16 protein-coding genes, 2 tRNA genes and 6 pseudogenes are annotated in these 18,465 nt (G+C 55.8%); 5 read left to right on the plus strand and 19 right to left on the minus strand.

What is annotated here, in order from left to right:
• Together N878_RS28500 and N878_RS19610 are read right to left on the minus strand one after the other, a co-directional pair.
• Positions 1 to 105 (minus strand): annotated as a pseudogene (locus tag N878_RS28500) (IS5/IS1182 family transposase); the annotation flags it as partial.
• Positions 106 to 159: 54 nt separating this feature from the next.
• Positions 160 to 824: pseudogene (locus N878_RS19610) on the minus strand (IS630 family transposase); the annotation flags it as partial.
• A gap of 364 nt (positions 825 to 1,188) precedes the next feature.
• Here N878_RS19610 and N878_RS19615 point away from each other — a divergent pair.
• Positions 1,189 to 2,193 (plus strand): AraC family transcriptional regulator, encoded by a 1,005-nt coding sequence (locus tag N878_RS19615; protein WP_156350901.1) that lies wholly within the window; start codon positions 1,189 to 1,191, stop codon positions 2,191 to 2,193.
• Between the two features lie 220 nt (positions 2,194 to 2,413).
• Positions 2,414 to 2,506 (plus strand): annotated as a pseudogene (locus N878_RS29360) (AAA family ATPase); the annotation flags it as partial.
• A gap of 56 nt (positions 2,507 to 2,562) precedes the next feature.
• On the opposite strand, the gene tatC reads toward N878_RS29360, so the two are convergent.
• The 11 genes and pseudogenes from tatC to N878_RS19660 form a co-directional block, all read right to left on the minus strand.
• On the minus strand, positions 2,563 to 3,402 hold the full coding sequence (tatC, locus tag N878_RS19620) for a twin-arginine translocase subunit TatC (protein ID WP_021445260.1): 840 nt from the start codon (positions 3,400 to 3,402) through the stop codon (positions 2,563 to 2,565).
• A complete protein-coding gene (gene tatB, locus N878_RS19625; RefSeq protein WP_021445261.1) occupies positions 3,395 to 3,781 on the minus strand; it encodes a Sec-independent protein translocase protein TatB in 387 nt (128 codons plus the stop codon). The genes tatC and tatB overlap by 8 nt, the downstream gene beginning before the upstream one ends.
• A 6-nt stretch (positions 3,782 to 3,787) precedes the next feature.
• The gene (tatA, locus tag N878_RS19630; RefSeq protein ID WP_021445262.1) at positions 3,788 to 4,018 is read right to left on the minus strand and encodes a twin-arginine translocase TatA/TatE family subunit; all 231 of its coding nucleotides are present in this window, start codon (positions 4,016 to 4,018) and stop codon (positions 3,788 to 3,790) included.
• A gap of 633 nt (positions 4,019 to 4,651) precedes the next feature.
• On the minus strand, positions 4,652 to 5,977 hold the full coding sequence (locus tag N878_RS27000; RefSeq protein WP_082457894.1) for an OprD family outer membrane porin: 1,326 nt from the start codon (positions 5,975 to 5,977) through the stop codon (positions 4,652 to 4,654).
• Positions 5,978 to 6,162: 185 nt separating this feature from the next.
• The gene (locus N878_RS19635; RefSeq protein ID WP_031303543.1) at positions 6,163 to 7,596 is read right to left on the minus strand and encodes an aldehyde dehydrogenase family protein; all 1,434 of its coding nucleotides are present in this window, start codon (positions 7,594 to 7,596) and stop codon (positions 6,163 to 6,165) included.
• The gene (locus N878_RS19640) at positions 7,589 to 9,082 is read right to left on the minus strand and encodes an NAD(P)/FAD-dependent oxidoreductase (protein WP_031303544.1); all 1,494 of its coding nucleotides are present in this window, start codon (positions 9,080 to 9,082) and stop codon (positions 7,589 to 7,591) included. Before N878_RS19640 ends, N878_RS19635 begins: the two co-directional genes overlap by 8 nt.
• Positions 9,083 to 9,118: 36 nt before the next feature.
• A complete protein-coding gene (locus N878_RS27005) occupies positions 9,119 to 9,517 on the minus strand; it encodes a cytochrome c family protein (RefSeq protein ID WP_082457895.1) in 399 nt (132 codons plus the stop codon).
• Between the two features lie 36 nt (positions 9,518 to 9,553).
• Positions 9,554 to 10,990, minus strand: coding sequence for an NAD(P)/FAD-dependent oxidoreductase (locus tag N878_RS19650; RefSeq protein ID WP_082457896.1), 1,437 nt, complete (start codon positions 10,988 to 10,990; stop codon positions 9,554 to 9,556).
• Positions 10,991 to 11,053: 63 nt separating this feature from the next.
• Positions 11,054 to 11,566 (minus strand): RidA family protein, encoded by a 513-nt coding sequence (locus N878_RS19655; protein ID WP_021445267.1) that lies wholly within the window; start codon positions 11,564 to 11,566, stop codon positions 11,054 to 11,056.
• Positions 11,567 to 11,773: 207 nt separating this feature from the next.
• Positions 11,774 to 12,040 (minus strand): annotated as a pseudogene (locus tag N878_RS27010) (IS4 family transposase); the annotation flags it as partial.
• Positions 12,041 to 12,081: 41 nt separating this feature from the next.
• Positions 12,082 to 12,447, minus strand: a complete 366-nt coding sequence (locus N878_RS19660) for a transposase (RefSeq protein ID WP_021445268.1) — start codon at positions 12,445 to 12,447, stop codon at positions 12,082 to 12,084.
• Positions 12,448 to 12,641: 194 nt separating this feature from the next.
• Between N878_RS19660 and N878_RS27015 the strand changes: the two genes are divergently transcribed.
• A complete protein-coding gene (locus N878_RS27015; protein WP_177342913.1) occupies positions 12,642 to 13,346 on the plus strand; it encodes a TetR/AcrR family transcriptional regulator in 705 nt (234 codons plus the stop codon).
• 130 nt (positions 13,347 to 13,476) lie between these two features.
• Here the strand turns inward: N878_RS27015 and N878_RS19670 are convergent.
• The 4 genes and pseudogenes from N878_RS19670 to N878_RS19685 form a co-directional block, all read right to left on the minus strand.
• Positions 13,477 to 13,869: pseudogene (locus N878_RS19670) on the minus strand (IS5/IS1182 family transposase); the annotation flags it as partial.
• 83 nt (positions 13,870 to 13,952) lie between these two features.
• Positions 13,953 to 15,236, minus strand: a pseudogene (locus tag N878_RS19675) (tyrosine-type recombinase/integrase); the annotation flags it as partial.
• 225 nt (positions 15,237 to 15,461) lie between these two features.
• Positions 15,462 to 15,537 (minus strand) — tRNA-Gly (locus tag N878_RS19680).
• 27 nt (positions 15,538 to 15,564) lie between these two features.
• A tRNA-Glu gene (locus tag N878_RS19685) sits at positions 15,565 to 15,640 on the minus strand.
• 222 nt (positions 15,641 to 15,862) lie between these two features.
• On the opposite strand from N878_RS19685, the gene N878_RS19690 reads away from it, so the two are divergent.
• Entirely contained in the window at positions 15,863 to 16,630 is a 768-nt protein-coding gene (locus tag N878_RS19690; RefSeq protein ID WP_031303554.1) for a hypothetical protein, read from the plus strand.
• Positions 16,631 to 16,671: 41 nt separating this feature from the next.
• Positions 16,672 to 17,328, plus strand: coding sequence for a glutathione S-transferase family protein (locus N878_RS19695; protein ID WP_021445275.1), 657 nt, complete (start codon positions 16,672 to 16,674; stop codon positions 17,326 to 17,328).
• Between the two features lie 89 nt (positions 17,329 to 17,417).
• Here N878_RS19695 and N878_RS19700 read toward each other — a convergent pair whose 3' ends face one another.
• Positions 17,418 to 17,900: a GAF domain-containing protein gene (locus N878_RS19700; RefSeq protein WP_021445276.1), complete on the minus strand. Its 483-nt coding sequence runs from the start codon at positions 17,898 to 17,900 to the stop codon at positions 17,418 to 17,420.
• Positions 17,897 to 18,465, minus strand: a 569-nt coding sequence (locus N878_RS19705) for an ATP-binding protein (RefSeq protein WP_021445277.1), incomplete at its 5' end; no start/stop codon positions are given. The genes N878_RS19705 and N878_RS19700, both read right to left, overlap by 4 nt.

Consider the following 18,465-nt stretch of genomic DNA (forward strand, 5'->3'; position numbering starts at 1 on the left):
CTCCACGGCACCACCTGATTCATCTCGATCAGGAACAGCTCCTCGCGGATCTGCTTAGACCTGCCTGTCGGCGTACTCGGCGCCAGCGAAGGTCATCTGCTTCATCGGAAAGCTCGGCGGGTGGAATCCGGGAATTTTGCCAAAATCAGGATGTCTTCTTCAGATCGTATGGCCCCCTCCCCTCGGCAGCAGGCCGACCGCAGCAGCGCTGGATCTTGTGCGGAATGTCCGCACCTCACCCATTGCGTGCCAGACGTAACGGGTAGGGTGGGCATTTCGCAGGGCCAGAAAGGTGGTGATGGCGCTGGCCAGCTCACTGGTCGCGCTGAAGCTAGCTGCCCTCGCGTAGGTAGAGGGTGATGCCGCGGAAGATGCGCTCCACCAGATTCAGCCAGGAACTGGTCGGAACGAGGCGCAATGAAAGCGCTTGTGTCATTCGGGCCACGCCTTCAGGGTTGGATGCTTGTGCGTGGCGTAACTGTCCACGATCAAGTGCAACTGCAGATTCTTGGGCGTTTCGTGGTTGATCTTCTCCAGAAACGCCAGCCACTCCTGATGCCGGTGCTGCGTTTCGAGACTGCTGATCAACCGGCCTTGCGCATAGCCCAGGGCGGCAAACAGCGTGAGCGTGCCATACCGGACATAGTCATGGGTTTGCGTGCGGATGTGGCCGATACCCAGTGGCGTCCCGGCTGGGTTCGCTCCAAAGCCTGCACTTGGCTCTTTTCATCGCAGCACAGATTTACACTTCCAAAGACATGCCAGTGGACGAACAGCGATGGCACGCTCTCCTCATACGGTGGAGCCAGTCAGCGCAGGCTGCGGCGCTTGTGTCGATTGAGCTCCGGGAGGCGTTCATATAAGATTTTCCTAAAGGCCTTCAAGCACGCTGATGTGCATGCAAAATAGTAGCCATCTCCGTTCACGGGGTTCGTTCCATGTCCAGCGTGCAGTTCCACGTCGCTTTCCTGGCGCGGGGCTGCCCCTCGCCCAGTTACTTACCGTGCCTAGCAGGTGAAAATGTCGGGGAAAAGGCCATAGCGACAGATTAACGTAAGTGCTTTCGGTGCATTGGGCCGCATCCCGAGACTTGCGGGTCGAGGGGCAAAATTTCGTACTGGTGATGATCGGGAGATCGTTTGCGGCGGCTTCTCGGATTTTTGGCAATGTATTAACGGGAACGGCGAAGTGAGCGGAAGTGATACGACCCAAATTGCAGAGACAGTCCTCAGTCCGTTTCGAGCGCTTGTAGAGCCTTATCTTGAGCGGATTGGTATTGATAAGGCCGTGCTAAAAGACCCCGACGCAGAAATTCCGGACAGAAAGTTTGTCGAGCTGCTGGAGTTGATTTCCAAAGAGGATGATGGACTGGTTGGCATACACATGGCCATGAAACTGAAATCACGTAACTGGGGTGTTTTCGGTCATGCTGTGCGCAATGCTCCAAGCGTGGAGGCCGCACTGAATATTATGGCTAATTTTATCAATGTTTTTTCCCAGGCAGTTGAAGAAAAAGTAGTTGTAACAGAAGACGCTATCGGTCTCAGTTATCGCCTTAGTATTTCCTCTATTGAGCATCGACGGCAAGATTCCGAGTTTTCCCTCGCAGCAATTATCTCCATGCTCCGTGAAGCAACGGGTGCAGATATCAAGGCGAGACTGGTTCAGTTCGAACACGCCGCGCCTGGAGCGATACAGGAGTATCGGGATTTTTTTGGCGTGGTTCCGAAGTTCAAACAACCTATCAACACCATTATGTTCAGTCGTTCGGTCTTGGCGATACCCATGGTTGATGCCGACCCCAGATTGTACGCGCTCTCGTTGCGATATCTGAGCGAACGACTGGAGGAGCGGCGGGTAGAGTGTAGTGTGATCGACAAGATATCTTATATCGTGGCACGTAAGCTGACGGAAGGTGTGCCAACACTGGCTCAGGTGGCCAGCGCCATGTATATGAGTGAACGCACCCTGCAGCGCCGCTGTAACCAAGAGGGCATTGATTTCCTGCACCTTGTCGACCATGTCCGTCACCAAGCAGCGGTCATTCAGCTTAGAAAAAGCGATAGGTCACTCACGGATATAGCCTCGGAGCTGGGTTACTCTCAGCTTAGCGCATTCAGTCGGGCGTTTCGGCGTTGGACCGGCCTGACGCCCAAACAATATCGGGATACCTACAAGGAAGAGCTGCATTAGGGATGGCCTGAACTGCCAGCCACTGGCATGTTGCAGCAGCAGCTCCCCGACAGCGGATGGCCCCTGCACCGCCAACGGCACCAGGGGTAGCGGACTGGCGGACTGTTTGTGGTGCCTGATCCAGTAGGCGAGCGCCCTGGGTTTGAGCTCATGCTGCTGGCAGTAAGCGACCTGACTCTGCCCACTGGTCTGCCAGGCCTGGACATACTCGGCCCAGAACATCCGTAACCGCCTGGTGCACAACGCCTACCGGTTGACGATGAAGGGCGAGTCACTGCGCCGGAAAAAAGCCGAGGAACAAGCCGCATCGTGACCGATGCGATTACAATCCAGAACCCGCGCAACCGGGGTGGAAGCACCGGTCACGTATTAGCGAAACGCTCGGTCACGTTCACCGAAATCCGGACACGGTCGCGAGGCAGGCGACTGATCGCCAGCCTGGGGCTCGCCCTCGCTGGCGTCACCGTGGAACTCCTCTTCGCTTTTCTTGACCATGCTGCCGAACATCAGACCAACCTCGAACAGTATCCACATCGGCAGGGCGAGCAAGGTTTGGGAGAACACATCCGGCGGGGTCAACACCATGCCGATCACGAAACAACCGACAATGACGTAGGGGCGACTATTGCGTAAGGTGGCGACATCAACGATACCCACCCAGATCAGCAGGAAAGTTGCCACAGGAATCTCAAAGGCCGCGCCAAAGGCAAAGAACAGCGTCAGCACAAAATCCAGGTACTGGCCAATGTCGGTCATCATTGCCACGCCTTCAGGCGTCACGCTAGCAAAGAAGCCGAACATGATTGGAAAGACAACGAAGTAGGCGAAGCCTATACCGCTGTAAAAGAGGAAAATGCTAGAAATCAGTAAGGGTATCGCAACGCTCTTCTCATGCTTGTACAGGCCGGGAGCGATGAAACTCCAGATCTGATGCAGGATCACCGGCATCGACAAGAGCAGCGCCAACATCATCGTCAGCTTGAAAGGCGTCAGGAAGGGCGAGGCCACCCCCGTGGCGATCATGGTTGCACCTACGGGCAGATAGGCCCTTAGCGGTGCGGCAACTAACGTATAGATCTGCTGGGAAAAGTAGAACAAACCACCAAACAGCAACAGGATAACCATCACGCAGCACAGCAGACGCTTGCGAAGTTCAGTCAGGTGGGCAACCAGCGGCATTTCCTGATAGTCAATGAAGTTATTACTCATGGTTCAGGCGTTTTCCCAAGTGGACCGCGGAGGCCATATCGGCAGGCTTCGCCTCGTTAGGATGTAATACATCGAGATCGCCGACATTCGGCTGTGGCGTGGCCGATTGCAAGGGCTCGTTGCCAGTGGGCGAGCTGGGCATGATGCTTTGCTTCATTTCCCTCTCGAGGTCTAGGATGGGATTGTTGTGCAACTGACGCCGAATCTCGTCGGCACCTATCTCGCGCTCGACCTCGGATCTGATGTTGGCAAAGCTGCGCCTGGCCTGTCCGATCCAAAGGCCCGCAGTGCGTACTGCACTGGGTAAGCGTTCAGGACCAAGTACTAATAGTGCGACCACGCCGATCAGTATGAGTTCGGTAAAGCCGATATCGAACATGGTGCCTTAGCTCTTCTTCACTGATTCTTCAACCTTGCGCCCCTCGACATCGATGGTGTAGCTCTGCTTTTCTTCAATATCACGCCTCTCCTCGTCGGTGCCCATCGATTTGCGAAAGCCCTTTATCGCCCCCCCCAGATCCGAGCCCAGACCCTTAAGGCGCTTGGTGCCGAAAAGCATGACCACGATGAGCAGAACGATCAATAACTGCCAGACGCTTATTCCACCAAAACCCATGCTGCAATACTCCCAAGTTATCTATCAGAATTGCAGGCGTGCGGCTTTTGCCACATGCCCAGAAAGACCAAACGCTGACCCAGTTCGCCCAAACTGCCTGCGTGGTGCTGATCCAGAGCGACCAGCCTCACTAAAGTGTGAACCACAGATCGGTGGTTTTATATGATATCGCCGCTGGCAGCGACGCCCATGGCGGCCAGGATGTATCCTCGTTGACCTTTTCGAGGATCTTGTTCAGGCCCAAATGGTCGGGCTGACCACTTGGGAGCTATCTGCCTCGGTGCCCTTGCTAGCTTCGGCCAGCAGAGTGAAGGTATCATCCATTCATTGATTCATGCGCTTCGCATAGCCCGGACTTCTCACAAAGCTCCATCTGAAATTGAATTAGCTATTGCAACAGGCGAAGCAGATCATGACGCCTCAGGCTTGAAGCAACAGTATGGATAATGGTCAGTTGCACAAAAATCGGACGACCTCGGTACGCGCACAAGGTGAAACACTTCGGGACAAGCAAGAACAGCTCCTTCCAGGAGTCGACGATAGCGAGACACCTCGACTCCTGGAATCGTTATCTCAGTTCATATAACTAGGCAACGAACACTCTCCCGCCTCATACCTCCTAATTTCTCGCATTCAAAAAATTTGGAGCGGGTAGGAGATAATCAATCGAGTCTGGGTGATATCTCCACCAGTGCTATCGTCACCGGAATGCCATGACTGAATAAACTTAGTAGAGAGTTCTTTGGCTGGCCCGGACTGTACCACATACTGAGCGCTCAAATTGGTTTCCCATTCTTTTTCCGATTTTCCATACAATCCGAAATAAGCTGAATCTGAACCAACGTGACTGCCGTCGATGTCATACCCCCGTATATGCTTAGCCATCAAAGTCAAGCCCGGCACCCCAAAAGACAGCATGTCCAATTCGTAGCGCACCTGAACCGACTGCTCATTTGGAGCGTTAAAGTCTGAAAGTTCAGCGGCATTTGCTAGGTAGAGACCATCACTGTACACGCCCGCCGCCACCCCCGGGCGAGTGCTCCCTATCGCGGCGTAATCATGGGGCTGATCGCCATCATTACGCTGAAGTGCCACAGCAAAGGTATGAGGCCCCGCCGCAAAAGCAGCTGAAAACGATGCTGCGGTGACATTGATGCTACCTGCATCTGCCTGCCCTGAATCGAGACTGCGATACAGATTGAAGTCGAGGCTCAATGACTGGGACTCGGACAAGGAGAGAGCGTAGTTGAGGTTCGTGTAATACTGATCCATTAGGTCTTTATATCGAGCACCGTAAAGCGATACAGACATCTGATTGCTAAGCGCGTATGTACCTCCGACATAATCCACCTGAGAGGTACTGACGCCCGCGAAAGCCAGACCTAACTCACCATCTCGGTTAGTAGATATGTAGCCTGTGCCCGAAGTGAAATGTCCCGCCGAGAGCGTAGCACCCTCGACATCGCTGCTATCGAGCATCCAGCCAACTGCGGTCTGATTTAGCTGGTAAAATCTACCGGTAGCGAACACAGGTACCTGTGGCTGGAGATCTCCATATCTAAGCGTTGTATTAGAGAGACGAGCCTTGATGCTTCCACCCGCTTTGCCATAACTATCTGCTGGCCGGCCGTCGTCTCGAAAAGGGAGAGTAATGGAACCCGTACGATTGCTACTCCCATCGAGTTTTACGGCACCGTAAGCAAAAGCGTCGATGCCGAACCCAAGTATGCCCTGAGTAAACCCAGATGTGAAATCAAGCATTTCACCCTGCGTCCAATCACGTTGCGCGCCCAAATCACCCGTTTGGTGCCAATAGTAGTTGCGGGACAAGAGGCTAAGGTGACTGTCGTTAACAAATCCAGCGGAATCGGATTGGTCACTTGCATAGCTAAAACTCGCTGGCATCAATACCAACGCAACCTTCGCCATCAATCTACGTGGGGAGGTATTTTTATTCATTTGATGCCCCCAAAGAAATCAAGATATAAGCAATAGCACTCAGGCAATAAGCTATATCACCCGATCTTTAACTCGGCCATTCTGTAATTACCGCTATATCAGTCAATACACAGCAAGAGAATCGATCTGAATTAGCGCCTAGATAAAACCACTAAACTCTCCAAAATATAATGCCGCTCCGTGACTCAGGAAGTCTCGTAGCCCATCATCGACTTGACCTCCAAAAACTCCTCAAATCCGTACTTACCCCATTCCCGACCGTTGCCAGACTGCTTATATCCGCCGAACGGCGCGGTGAGATCGAGCGCTGCGCAATTAAGATGCACGCCGCCGGTTCGAAGCCGTTTCCCTACTTCTCGAGCGCGATCTAAATCACCCGAACTGACGTATCCAGAGAGGCCGTAACAGCTGTCGTTCGCAATGCTGATTGCCTCTTCTTCATCGCTATACGGAATAATGCAGAGAACCGGCCCGAAGATCTCTTCGCGCGCGATCGACATGTGATTTTTGACCTCGCTGAAAACCGTAGGCCGTGAAAAATAACCGAACTTGATACCGTCCGGACGCCCCTCTCCCCCGCAAACCAGTTTCGCACCCTCGGCCATGCCCTGCCGGATGCACTCCTGCACTTTTTCAAACTGCATAGCACTTGCCAAAGGCCCTAGACTTGTGGCCTCATCCATGGGATCTCCAACCACGATCTCCGCACAAAATTTCTCTGCCAGTCGTTCGACTTCCTGCAGCCTTGACATGGGGACCAACATACGCGAGGGAGCGTTACAATTCTGTCCCGCATTTAGCATCATCGTACGCACACCATGCGCCACTGCAGCATCCAAGTCAGCATCATCGAGGATGATATTGGCAGACTTTCCTCCCAACTCTAACGCGACTCGCTTGACTGACTCTGCCGCGGCCTTGGAAACGAGCGTCCCTGCATGAGTGGAGCCGGTAAACGAAACCAAGTCCACATCCGGATGAGCAACCAAAGGAGCGCCCACCCCGGAACCATCACCATTGACCAGGTTAAAAACGCCCGGTGGAACCCCGGCTTCATCCAAAACCTTAGCAAGTAAATAGGCTGAGAATGGCGCAATTTCACTGGGTTTCAATACCATGGTACAACCGGCTGCCAGCGCCGGAGCCACTTTGGCTGCGACCTGGTTAATAGGCCAATTCCAAGGGGTAATCAAACCGCAAACGCCAGCGGATTCACGCACTACACGCGTTGTTCCCAAGCACTCTTCAAAATTGTAATCGCGCAACACCGAAGTTGCAGTGAGAAACTGCCCCAGACCAGCCGGTGCTTGTAGCGGCCGGGACAGCTGATCCAGTGGAGCCCCCATTTCCTCGGTAATAGCCCTGGCGATATCCTCAAGTTTGGATTCAAACAACCTGCACACTCGCTCCAGCAATTCCACGCGTTGTTCTCTACTGGTGCGGGACCAGCCGTTAAATGCACGCCGCGCAGCCTGCACCGCCAGGTCAACATGATCCGCGGTTCCCAGCGAAATTAAACCTACTACATCTTCCGTGGCGGGGTTGATGACCTCAAGCTCACGAACGCCCTTCGGCATCACCCACTCGCCGTCAATATAGAACTTCCGATAATCACGCATTACCGTCATCACCCTTGAGATAGTTAGCTACCTGGTATCCAACCTCTCTGCCGCTTTCGATCGCACCATCAATAAAACCACGCCAACCATTGGCCATATCTGAGCCCGTGAAGAAGAGTCTCCCCTCGCTTTTCTGCAACTCGGTCAGATAGCGAGTGGTCTGCCCTGGACGGTATGTGCACCAAGTTCCCTTTGAAAAAGGATCGAGATTCCAATCGTAGCCATAACTGGACGTGACCTCCACACCCGGAAGTAGTGGTTGCAGAGCCTGCTCGACCGCCTTGTTATCGTTGATATCGATCAGCTTTGGATCGGGGGCAAATCCAATGAGCAATGTGCCATTCTCATCCACGCGATCAGTGAATACAGATGTAAAAGGCGTGAGATCGTTTCTGGCAGGCGCATAGGTCATGATATTGCCGATATTTTGCTTGACTCGAATGTAACCCTTGACCCCCACACCTGCATGACCCTGTGCGGAGATATCCAATTTAGCCGCGGACAGACGCGGCGTATACTCGATATCACGCAAGGTATTCATGGGGACTGCCACTACAACCGCTGACGCCGTAATTACACCATCCTCGGTTGTGACCGCGACCTTGTCCCGCTCTTGCTTCACCTTGATCACCGGAGTCGAAAGCCGAACCTCCGAATTGCTATCGGCAATCATGGCATCCAGCAGGCTCCGCGTACCGGACTTTATCTTGTACCTAGCGATCGCATCGAACATTGTGGGCATGTTGAAATTGCTGAGCGCGAACCAGCGCATGATTTCGCTATAAGCGATCGTCTCAGGATAGTTGTGACCATTGCCACTGAGCCAGGAATCCATCATGTCTTTCTGCTCTTGGCTCAGGGATAATTTTTCCAAATATTCCGCAGCGGACAGCCCGTCCATTTGCCGCAGCGTCTTTTCTGCAAAAAAGGGATCAAAGGGGCGCGGGTAAATACTCTGCGCTTCCTTGTAGTACTCGTTACAGGCGGCACCGAATATTTCAAAAGCTTCTGCAGCTGGCGCTCGCTTGACCTGATTCTCGGTCACCCAAATCACAGTCTCGGGATTGGCTAGACCCTCAGTTTCCTCGACTTCCAGACCATAGTGCATAATTTCGGTCCAGACATTGGGCTGCGTCCAATGAACCCAGGTGCCTCCCAACTCCACCTTTCCACCATCGAGTTTAGACGTAAAGGTGCGCCCCCCCAGACGGCTTCTGCCTTCCAGTATCACTGTTTTCAAGCCAGACCGGCTCAATTCCCTCGCAGCAGTGACTCCCGCAAACCCGCCGCCAATTACGATGGCATCGTAATCGACGCCGGCCCGCAGCGGCGTACTGCATCCTTTTTCCGTCGCCTGTGCGGAGTCAGAATGAGTCAGGACGTGGGAACCTACGCTCGCAGCCGCAGCAACACCTACAACGGCACCTCCGAGAAATTTGCGTCGGGATACTCCGCCTTTGCTACTTTCATCTCTATCATTAGTCATGCTGCCCTTACCTCTTTTCTATTCTTTCAGACGCTGTCAGCCGGAAGACTTGCCCAACACACAAATCACGTCACGACGGTCTTTATCATTTTTCAGGCCCGAAAAGGCCATGCGTGTAAGCGGATAAACCGCCATGGGGTTTTCCAGGAACGCATCGAGATGCTCTGAGGTCCATGTGTCGCCGGATTCGCGCATTGCAGAGGAAAATTTAAAGCCAGGCACCGCCCCAACCTCCCGACCGAGCACACCGTATAGATTGGGTGCTGCAGCGCCATGATTGCCACTGTTATCATTGGAGTGACACACAGCGCAGGTCTGAAAAACCTTTCTACCATTTTCCGGATCGCAGCTCTCACCGCCCACAGCGGCAGTAGACATCACTACAAGAGCTAATGCCCCCAGACACCCCGTCACAACTTGAAACCCTTGTTTCATCTTCTTTCCTCAACCGCCCAGTGATCAGGCTCGACGTTAACCCAGCAGTTTTTTCGCTTCGCGACCAGCCCGCAGCCCACTCTCCACTGCACCGTCTATATTTGCGTGCCAACCATTGCTGGTCTCTGCACCCGCAAACAGAATCCGGCCCTCAGGGTGCTGCAAATCTTCCAGTCGGCTCAATTGACCTACCCCGTAGGCCGCCCAGGCACCTAGCGAAAAAGGGTCCGCTGTCCAGTCATAGGCTGCCGTACCAAGAACCTCGACTCCCGGGAACATTTTTTGGACTTCCCTGGTCACCACCTCGACATCATTCACATCGATGGTTTCTTTACGGGCGATGGTAATCGACAGTATCGTCCCCAACTCATCGCTGTAGTCGTGGGTCTGCACCCAGTTCAGAGGTTGCTCTTCATCCGCGAAAGCGAAAACCCGCCCCAGATTCTGTTTGACATGCACATAGAGCTTGGCACCCTTACTGAGCTGCCCTTCTTCAATGAATCGCTGCTTACCCTTCGACAGGGCTGGAGTAAATTCGATCTGCCGATAGGTATTGAGAGGCACAGTCATGATAACCGTGCCAGCCGTGATAATTTCGCCGTCGTCAGTCTTGATCCGCACACCGCCAGATATTTGCTCCACAGTAGTCACCGGCACCCCCACCCTAACCTCAGCACCACTGTCGGCCAACATGGCTTTAATCAAGCCTATAGTGCCTCCCTCAATCCGATAGTGAGTCTCCGTATCCGCGAAGGCGTTATAATTCCATCCGCCGCAGGCAAATAACTTTAGCATGCCGGCAAGACCGAACTTGTCTGTTGTTTCCCCTCCATACAGCGCCATGTAGCTATTGAGCTCTGCCCGCTGGGCCCGGCTCAGACCTAAATCTTTGATTCGATCCAAAACGGACAGCTTGTCCAGTTCGCGGGCGCGCTCGGTGAACATCGGCTCGTGAGGCCGCGGAAACACTTCCCAGACATCGTGGCACAGTTTCTCAAAAGCTATTCTAATGTTATCGCCGAACTCCTCGGGTGAAAGCTCTTCGACGCTGCCGTCGTTATACATCAACAAAGTCTTGTCTAGATTCGTTAGGGGATCCTCTACAACACCTAAACCGTAACGCTGCATCTCCGCCCAAACATGTGGTTGCAGCCAGTGCACCCATGCTCCGCCAAACTCGATTTCCTGACCAGCGAAGCGCGAAGTAAACGTACGACCACCCAAGCGCGATCGCGCCTCTAGCAGAAGAGTTCGGTAACCCTGTAGACCGCACTCTCGGGTAGCAGTCGCGCCAGCAAAACCTCCGCCGACCACGATGACATCGTAATCAAAACCCGTCGCCCCCTTGGGGAGAGCTTTCCCAGAGGCAGTCGCCACCCCAACGGCTCCAAGCCCTGCGGCACCAGCTGTAGCAACCACAGCCCCACCGATAAATTTTCTACGACTAAGACCTTTATTCGACTTCTCGCTCATATCACTGCCACCCTTTGCATTGCCTGCCTAAGACTTATCTAACCAAACCTAGCGATCGGGTGGTCATTCCCCCAGATATGCCACAGCTGTTATTTCGATAAGAGTTTTATCACTGGGGAAATCCGCCACTCTCACACCGGATGCACTGGGCGCTACCACACCACGGTATGCAGCAGCCCTAACATCTAGCGCTTTGAGGTAGGTCTCGTTATCCGTATTGTAGTAAATGGTCTCGCTTACGACATTGCTGAAATCCGCGCCGTGAGCGGTAAGGATAGCTGCCATACGCTCATAGATGAGCTGCATCTGCTTGTTAGCATCACCAGCATGCGCTTCATTCCCATCCTTATCGACGGAGGTAACACCACCGATATGCAGGAAACCGCCCGCCTTGACCCCGATCGAAAAAACGTATTGCTGCTCAAATTCAGGATTGAGATGAAAGGCGACTTTAGGCTCCGCCGCAAACAGCGGGGAGGAGGAGAAAGAGATCAGCGCGAGAAGACATAACTTCCTCCGAACGCCGAGCTTTTGGATGAAAGACAACTGCTGATGGTTGTTTGAAATAACAGTCATTGCACTATTCCTTATTTTTGTTGTGTTTTGTTTGTCTTGCCTTTTCAGACTATAGACCCTAACGCCATATGGCTTGACATAAGCCGCCATTTCACTTTACAGAACGCGCCACCCCCCCCCCCGGTGTCAGGATAGCTGTCGCCTGATTGGATTCGTCAAAGCGAAAGTCCGGGCGGCACTAGGGGGACACGATCAAGCTGTGCATGGTTGACCGTCCATTACGTCATGGAGCGCGGACAGTCGGGCCGTAGACTGCTCGCCGTGCAGACCAAAGAAGCGGCCCATGGCCGGCTCCAGGGGCAAATGGACAGTGGAGCCATCCAAGGCGCACACCCGTAGCCCGCGCCATGTCTGGCGCGGCCCGAAGCTATCGATCTGTTGCTGAAGGGGTTTGGTTGAGGCGTTCGAAGAGCTCGGGTTTGAGCTTGCTGCGAGCCTTACTGAAGGCCTGCGTGGTTCAACGATACTAGATTGCTCTTATAGATCAATTAGTTAGCGCAAAGCGGCAACAGCCCCTAGGCGGACAGCTTGGCGCTCAGGTCGCCCCATGCTGGAGACAAACTGCGCAGGGTGGTGAAGTACGGCCGGCTGTCGCCGGAGATTGCCATGAGCGGCACATGCTTGCGGCAGGGTGCCTCCGCCTGACTACTGCTGCTGATGATGCCGCGACTGTAGGCGAGCAAGGTGATCTTCAGTAGCACTGCAGGATCCGAGGTCGGCGCACCTTCGATGCTGTAGCGGTTGCGCGGGTGGAAGTCGAAAAGATCCAGTTCGTGATCGACCAGAAAGCATGGGGTGCGCTCGAAGGTGCCGGTCGGCAATTGCTCGAGGTCGATGGGTAGGAGCTTGAGTCCCTTGTGAACGGCCTTGAACCGAGGCATCGCCCCGTGCCTCCCATGCGATTGCATGACCTGGGGAGATCATCAGCCTGCGAATCGGGTGGCAGGCAGGTTTGTCTACAGCATCAGCGCGCTTTGCGTCCCTCCCTCATGATGTCCGCAGAGAAATTATTCAATCGTAGGAGTTGGGCAGGTATGATATGGAGTTTAGTGGGATAGTTTCAATTGGGGGCATCATGTCAGGTTCTGAAGTGGGTCAAGATCGGAAGCCAGGACGCCGGCTCGGCAGGCGCCGTTTTTCAGAGCTCGGAGAGGTTGAAAACAAAGATTTGATCTTAAATGAGGCTGAGAAAATTTTCGCCAAACAGGGGTTTCTAGGAACCACTCTTAAGCAAATAGCTCAAAGCGCGGGCGTAACCCAGGCGCTGATAACTTACTACTATGGGACGAAGCAGAATCTTTTTATAGAAGTATATCGGCGAGGATTAGCGGATGTTGTGGAGAGTCGCCAAGAATATCTTAAGGATCTGAAGGAAAAAGGCGACAGTCATAAGCTCTCCGATGTTGTTCGGGCATATCTTCAGCCTCAGTTCAAACACAGAGAGGGCGGGCGAACCTGGATGCATTTCGCGCGGCTGCAGTCTCGCCTGTCGAGCGAGCCCGATGAGGTTGCTGTACCCTTAAGAAAAGAACTGTACGATCAAGAACTGAAAGATTTCATTCAGAAAATGATCGTTTGTGAGGGGGAGGAACATAGAATTGCTGTCAGCTGGGGGGCGGTGTTTATGGTTTCGATGATACTTTATATGTTAAGAGGTGTTGATCGCATTGGCGAGCTTACTGACGGAGACGTCCATGCAGAGTCGGACGACGATCTTGTTGAGAAGATGACCTTGTTTATTACGGGTGGTATCAATGCGCTTAAGGATCCTCTGAAGTAGCCCTGCATTTCTGGCCGACTTCAGCCTCCGCTGATTTTGAAAGCGGTAAATCGATCCAAATCGATCAGATAACCCGCTAATTTCTGTGTTTCTAGCCGCCGCGAGCACCTCGCGGCGGCTATTACCCATATTACGGGCGTACCTCTCCTGCATTTATTAGTAAATGTCTGCGCGCCATCCACAGATTTGACAGCGCGAACAGCGTCACCAGTTGTGCCGTGTTCTTGGCCAGGCAACGGAAGCGCGCCTTCACATAACCGAACTGGCGCTTGATCACCCGGAACGGATGCTCGACCTTGGCGCGCACTTGGGCCTTGGCCCTCTCGATCTTGCGCTTGGCTTTGTACAGCGCGCTGCACTTATCGAGTTTCTTGTAGGTGCTGCGGCGCGCCGCCACCTGCCAGATCACTTGACGGCCCTCATGCTCGGGGCGCTTCTCGACGCCGGTATAGCCCGCGTCGGCGCACACTACGTTTTCCGCACCGTGCAGCAGCTGGTCGACCAAGGTGACATCGGCTACGTTGAGCTCAAGAACTTTGTCACGATCTACTGAAACGATCATCACGATGAGCCGAAATAAGCATCTACACTTTCGACCTGCACCTGCATACCATCAATACGAATGGCTAGCTGCCCACTGGCGGCGCTCACCTTGCCCTGCTCCAGCAGATCGAGCCGATCGGCCCAGTCCTGCACCATAGCCCGCCGAGGCTCCACATACTGAGCATGATTGTAGGTGGCGCTGATTTTGTTCGGATCTGCGTGAGAAAGCTGAGCATCCACCCAAATCTTGGGGTAGCCGATCTCGTTGAGCGCCGTGGAGAGCGTGCCCCGGATGCCATGGCCGGTGAGCAAATCCTTGTAGCCTATGCGCTTGAGCGCTGCATTTAGCGTGTTCTCGCTGATACGCTTCTTGAGGTCGCTGCGGTGCGCCAGCAGGTAACGTTGTGCCGGCTTGACCTGCTCCAGCAGATAGCGAACGATCTCGATGGCTTGGATCGACAGAGGCACAATATAGGGTGGAATGTCTTGCGGCCGCTTTCCACGCTTGCGCATGCCGTCCTGCAGTTGCTTGACCACTTCAGGAGGAATGATCCACAGACCGTGCTCAAGATCGAACTGATCCGGGGTCGCCAAACGCAGTTCGCCAGTACGCACCCCCGTCAGCAACAACAGACGAATACCGAGTTGCGTGGTCATCATGCCTCCATAACGACTTAGCTTGCTCAACAGATCAGGTAGCTCATGCAGCCGCAGGAAGGGATTATTGACCACCGGCGGCTTGGGAACAGCCACCACATCCAGATCCGATGCGGGATTGCTCTCCAGCCCCTCAACTTTCACCATGGCAAAGCGGAACAACTGCCTGAACCAGGCGCGCACCTTCTCCGCAGTCGTGAATGCCCTACGCTGCTCGATGCGAGCAAGCACTGCCAATAGATCGGGACGACGGACGTCATAGATGGACATGCCGCCCAAGGCAGGCAGCACGTCTTTATCGAAGATGCGCTGGCTCTGCGAGAGCGTGCTCTGCCGCCCCTCCTTGAGTTCCAGCTTGCGGTGCTCAAGCCACTGCAGATACACCGCCTTGAAGCTGTTCTCCGTCGCCAACCGGACAGCCCGGAGCTTCTGCTTGCGATCGATCTTTGGATTGATGCCTTTCGCCAACAGCGCGCGGGCCTCATCGCGCAGCGCTCGCGCGTCCCGGAGACTGACCTCCGGGTAGGTGCCCAGGGACATCCGCTTCTGTTTGGAGGCCCAGTAGTATCTGAAATGCCAGGACTTGCCGCCCGGGGCGGATACCGCCAGGGAAAGGCCATCGAAGTCAGGGAGGGTATAGTCTTTGCCAGTCGCCCGGGCCTGCCGGACAGCGACGTCTGTGAGCGCCATGGTATAGCTCCTGAACATGGGTCAGGGCTAGATGCTTGTCTCGCAGACCGCACTCCTCCAGCAACAATCCGGAAAGCGCGTCCCCCGCAAAGATGGACTTAAAAATGGACTTAAAAGCCCTGGCTGGGGACGGATTCCAGTAGATTTCGCTGGAACGAAAAAAGAGCCTTACGGCTCTTTTTTCAATGACTTACAGACTTCAGTGGACGTCTGTAGATCATAATTTGGAGCGGGAAACGAGACTCGAACTCGCGACCCCGACCTTGGCAAGGTCGTGCTCTACCAACTGAGCTATTCCCGCATGTACAACCCACTTCCCCGTGGAAAGTGGCGTCCCCTAGGGGACTCGAACCCCTGTTACCGCCGTGAAAGGGCGGTGTCCTAGGCCACTAGACGAAGGGGACGCAGCCCGGAACTTACAACAGCTTTTCCGGCTTCCCTCGCTCTGTTTCGAGCATTGCGCTGGAAGTGGCGCGCATTCTAGGGAGGCTTTATGAGGTCGTCAACCTCTCTCTAAAAATTTTTCAAAATCAACGACTTCAGGCCATAAATTGACGTGGCACTAGGAGCCTTGCAGCCAAGCCACTACACTCGGACGAAAAACCAGCACTCGAGAGGTTCAAGCAGTGTCCCCACTCGTGATTACCCTGCTGATAGTCGGAGGCATCGCGCTGCTGATCGTGATCGCCTACGTCAATCACATGGTCGAGAACAGCAAGCTGGAAAAAGCCCGGCAGAAAGCCGATCTCAACGACCGTATCCGCCGCTGCCTGGACGTCTCGGAAAAGATGCCCGGCCAGTTGATGAGCGCAGCGCTGAAACTGCTGCTCAGCCGCCTGCAACTGCAACTGAGCGAGCGCCTGCTGCCGCTGGACAAGGGCAACGCCGGCCTCAAGGGTCGCATCGACGAACTCAAGGCGCTGGTGGCCCGGGGCGAGTCGATCCCGGTGAACAACGCCCCGCAACCCATCCTCAACGAAGCCAAGGCCAAGGACGTGCGTTACCTTCTGGAAAACCTGCACGCCCTGATCACCGGCTCGGCGCAGATCGGTCTGCTGCCGGCCAATGAAGGCAAGCACTGGCTCCAGCAGATCCGCCAGATGCTGGTGCAGCTGCATATCGAGTTCTTCGGCAACCTCGGCCAGCAGGCCCTGCAACAGAACCAGCCGGGCCAGGCGCGCCTGGCCTTCGAGCGCGGCGTGCAGTACCTGCGCAAACAACCGGAACCGGCGCTGTACCAGACCCAGCTCAAGCACTTCGAGCAGCAACTGGCGAGCGCCAACGCCCTGGTGCTGGACAAGGTGCAGCCCTCGGCCGATGCGCCCAGCGAGCTGACCGAAGGTCTGAAGAGCCTGGATGACGACGACTGGAAGAAGAAGAATATCTACGACTAGCGTCTGCCAAGCGATCCGCCGTACCCCCATAAGGAGTTCCGATGAGTCTGACCGTCTACGGGGCGCCGCTCTCCCCCTTCGTCCGCAAACTCTGCCTGTGCCTGCTGGAAAAGGGCCTGGACTACCAGCTGGAGGTGGTCACCCCGTTCGGCCAGCCCGACTGGTACCGCGAGCTCAATCCACTGGGGCGCATCCCGGCGTTTCGCGACGGCGACCTGACCCTGGCCGACTCCAGCGTCATCTGCCAGTACCTGGAGGAGCGCTACCCCGAACGCCTGGCCCTGTACGGCGAAGGCGCGGCGCAGCGCGCCCAGGTGCGCTGGCTGGAAAAGTACGCCGACTACGAACTCGCTCCGCTGTGCACCTTCGGCGTGTTTCGCAACCGCACGCTGAAACCCAGCCTGGGCCAGCCCTGCGATGAGGCCAAGGTGCAGGCCACGCTGGAGAAACTGCCGGGGCATTTCGACTATCTGGAGGGCGTGCTGGGGGACGCCGAGTACCTGGTCGGCGAGCGCCTGTCGATGGCCGACCTCGCCCTCACCTGCCAGCTGATCAATATGCAGCACGGCGGCGAGACGCTGGATGCGGCGCGCTGGCCGCACCTGGCCGCACATTACGCCCGGATCACGGCGCGCGCCTCGGTGCAGCAGCTGCTGCCGCGCGAGTTGCGCACCCTGGAGAAGATCGGCGCGCGTTGATCGGTGGACAAGCTGCGCGTTGTCCACCCTAGTCCACTATCCGACTTAATATTCCGTAACCCGGATGCAATCCGGGGCTGCCTGGCGACTCAACAATCTGTCGCCGCCAGAAAGATCGCCGCCAGCGCCTCGATGCCGGCCTGATCGACCTCGCTGAAACGCCCGGTCAGCGGACTGTCCAGGTCCAGCACGCCGATCAGCCGGCCGTCCTTGATCAGCGGTACCACCAGCTCACTATTGGAGGCGCTGTCGCAGGCGATATGCCCGGCGAAGGCGTGCACGTCCTCCACCCGCTGGGTCTGCCGGCTCGCCGCCGCCGCGCCGCACACGCCGCGCCCGAAGGGAATGCGCACGCAGGCCACCTTGCCCTGGAAGGGGCCAAGCACCAGTTGCTCGCCCTGGGCCAGGTAGAACCCGGCCCAGTTCAGGTCGGCCAGTTCGTGGAACAGGAAGGCGGAAAACTGCGCGGCGTTGGCGATGAAGTCGCGTTCGCCGGCGAGCAGCGCGTCGAGCTGCGCCGCCAGCAGGGGGTAGCCGTCCAGCCCGGAGCCGGTCTGGGAAAGGTCGATCATGCGTCTTGCTCCAAGAGTTGCAGCCCGACCCAATGCCGGGCGAATTGAAAGGCGCAGCGGCCATTGCGGTTGCCGCGACCCAGGGCCCAGCGGATCGCGGCCTTCTCCAGCGCCTCGCTCCATTGCCAGCGCAGGCCGGCCGACGCCGCCTGCACCTCGACCCAGTGGCGCACCACGTCGAGGTAGTGTTCCTGGCTGAAGGGGTAGAACGACAGCCACAGGCCGAAACGGTCGGACAGGGCGATCTTGTCCTCCACCGCCTCGTTGGGGTGCAGCTCGCCGTCGACCATCTGCCAGTTCTCGTTGTCGCTCTGCTTCTCCGGCATCAGGTGTCGGCGGTTGGAGGTGGCGTACAACAGCACGTTGTCCGGCGCGCGCTCCAGCGAGCCGTCGAGCACGCTCTTGAGCACCCGGTAATCGCCCTCACCGGCCTCGAACGAGAGGTCGTCGCAGAACAGCACGAAACGCTGCGGCAGGCGCGCCAGCTGCTCCACCACCCGCGGCAGGTCGGCCAGGTGATCGCGCTCGATCTCGATCAGGCGCAGACCGGCCGCCGCGTGCTCGG

The organism is Pseudomonas sp. EGD-AK9, from assembly GCF_000465935.2.
GTDB lineage: Bacteria > Pseudomonadota > Gammaproteobacteria > Pseudomonadales > Pseudomonadaceae > Aquipseudomonas.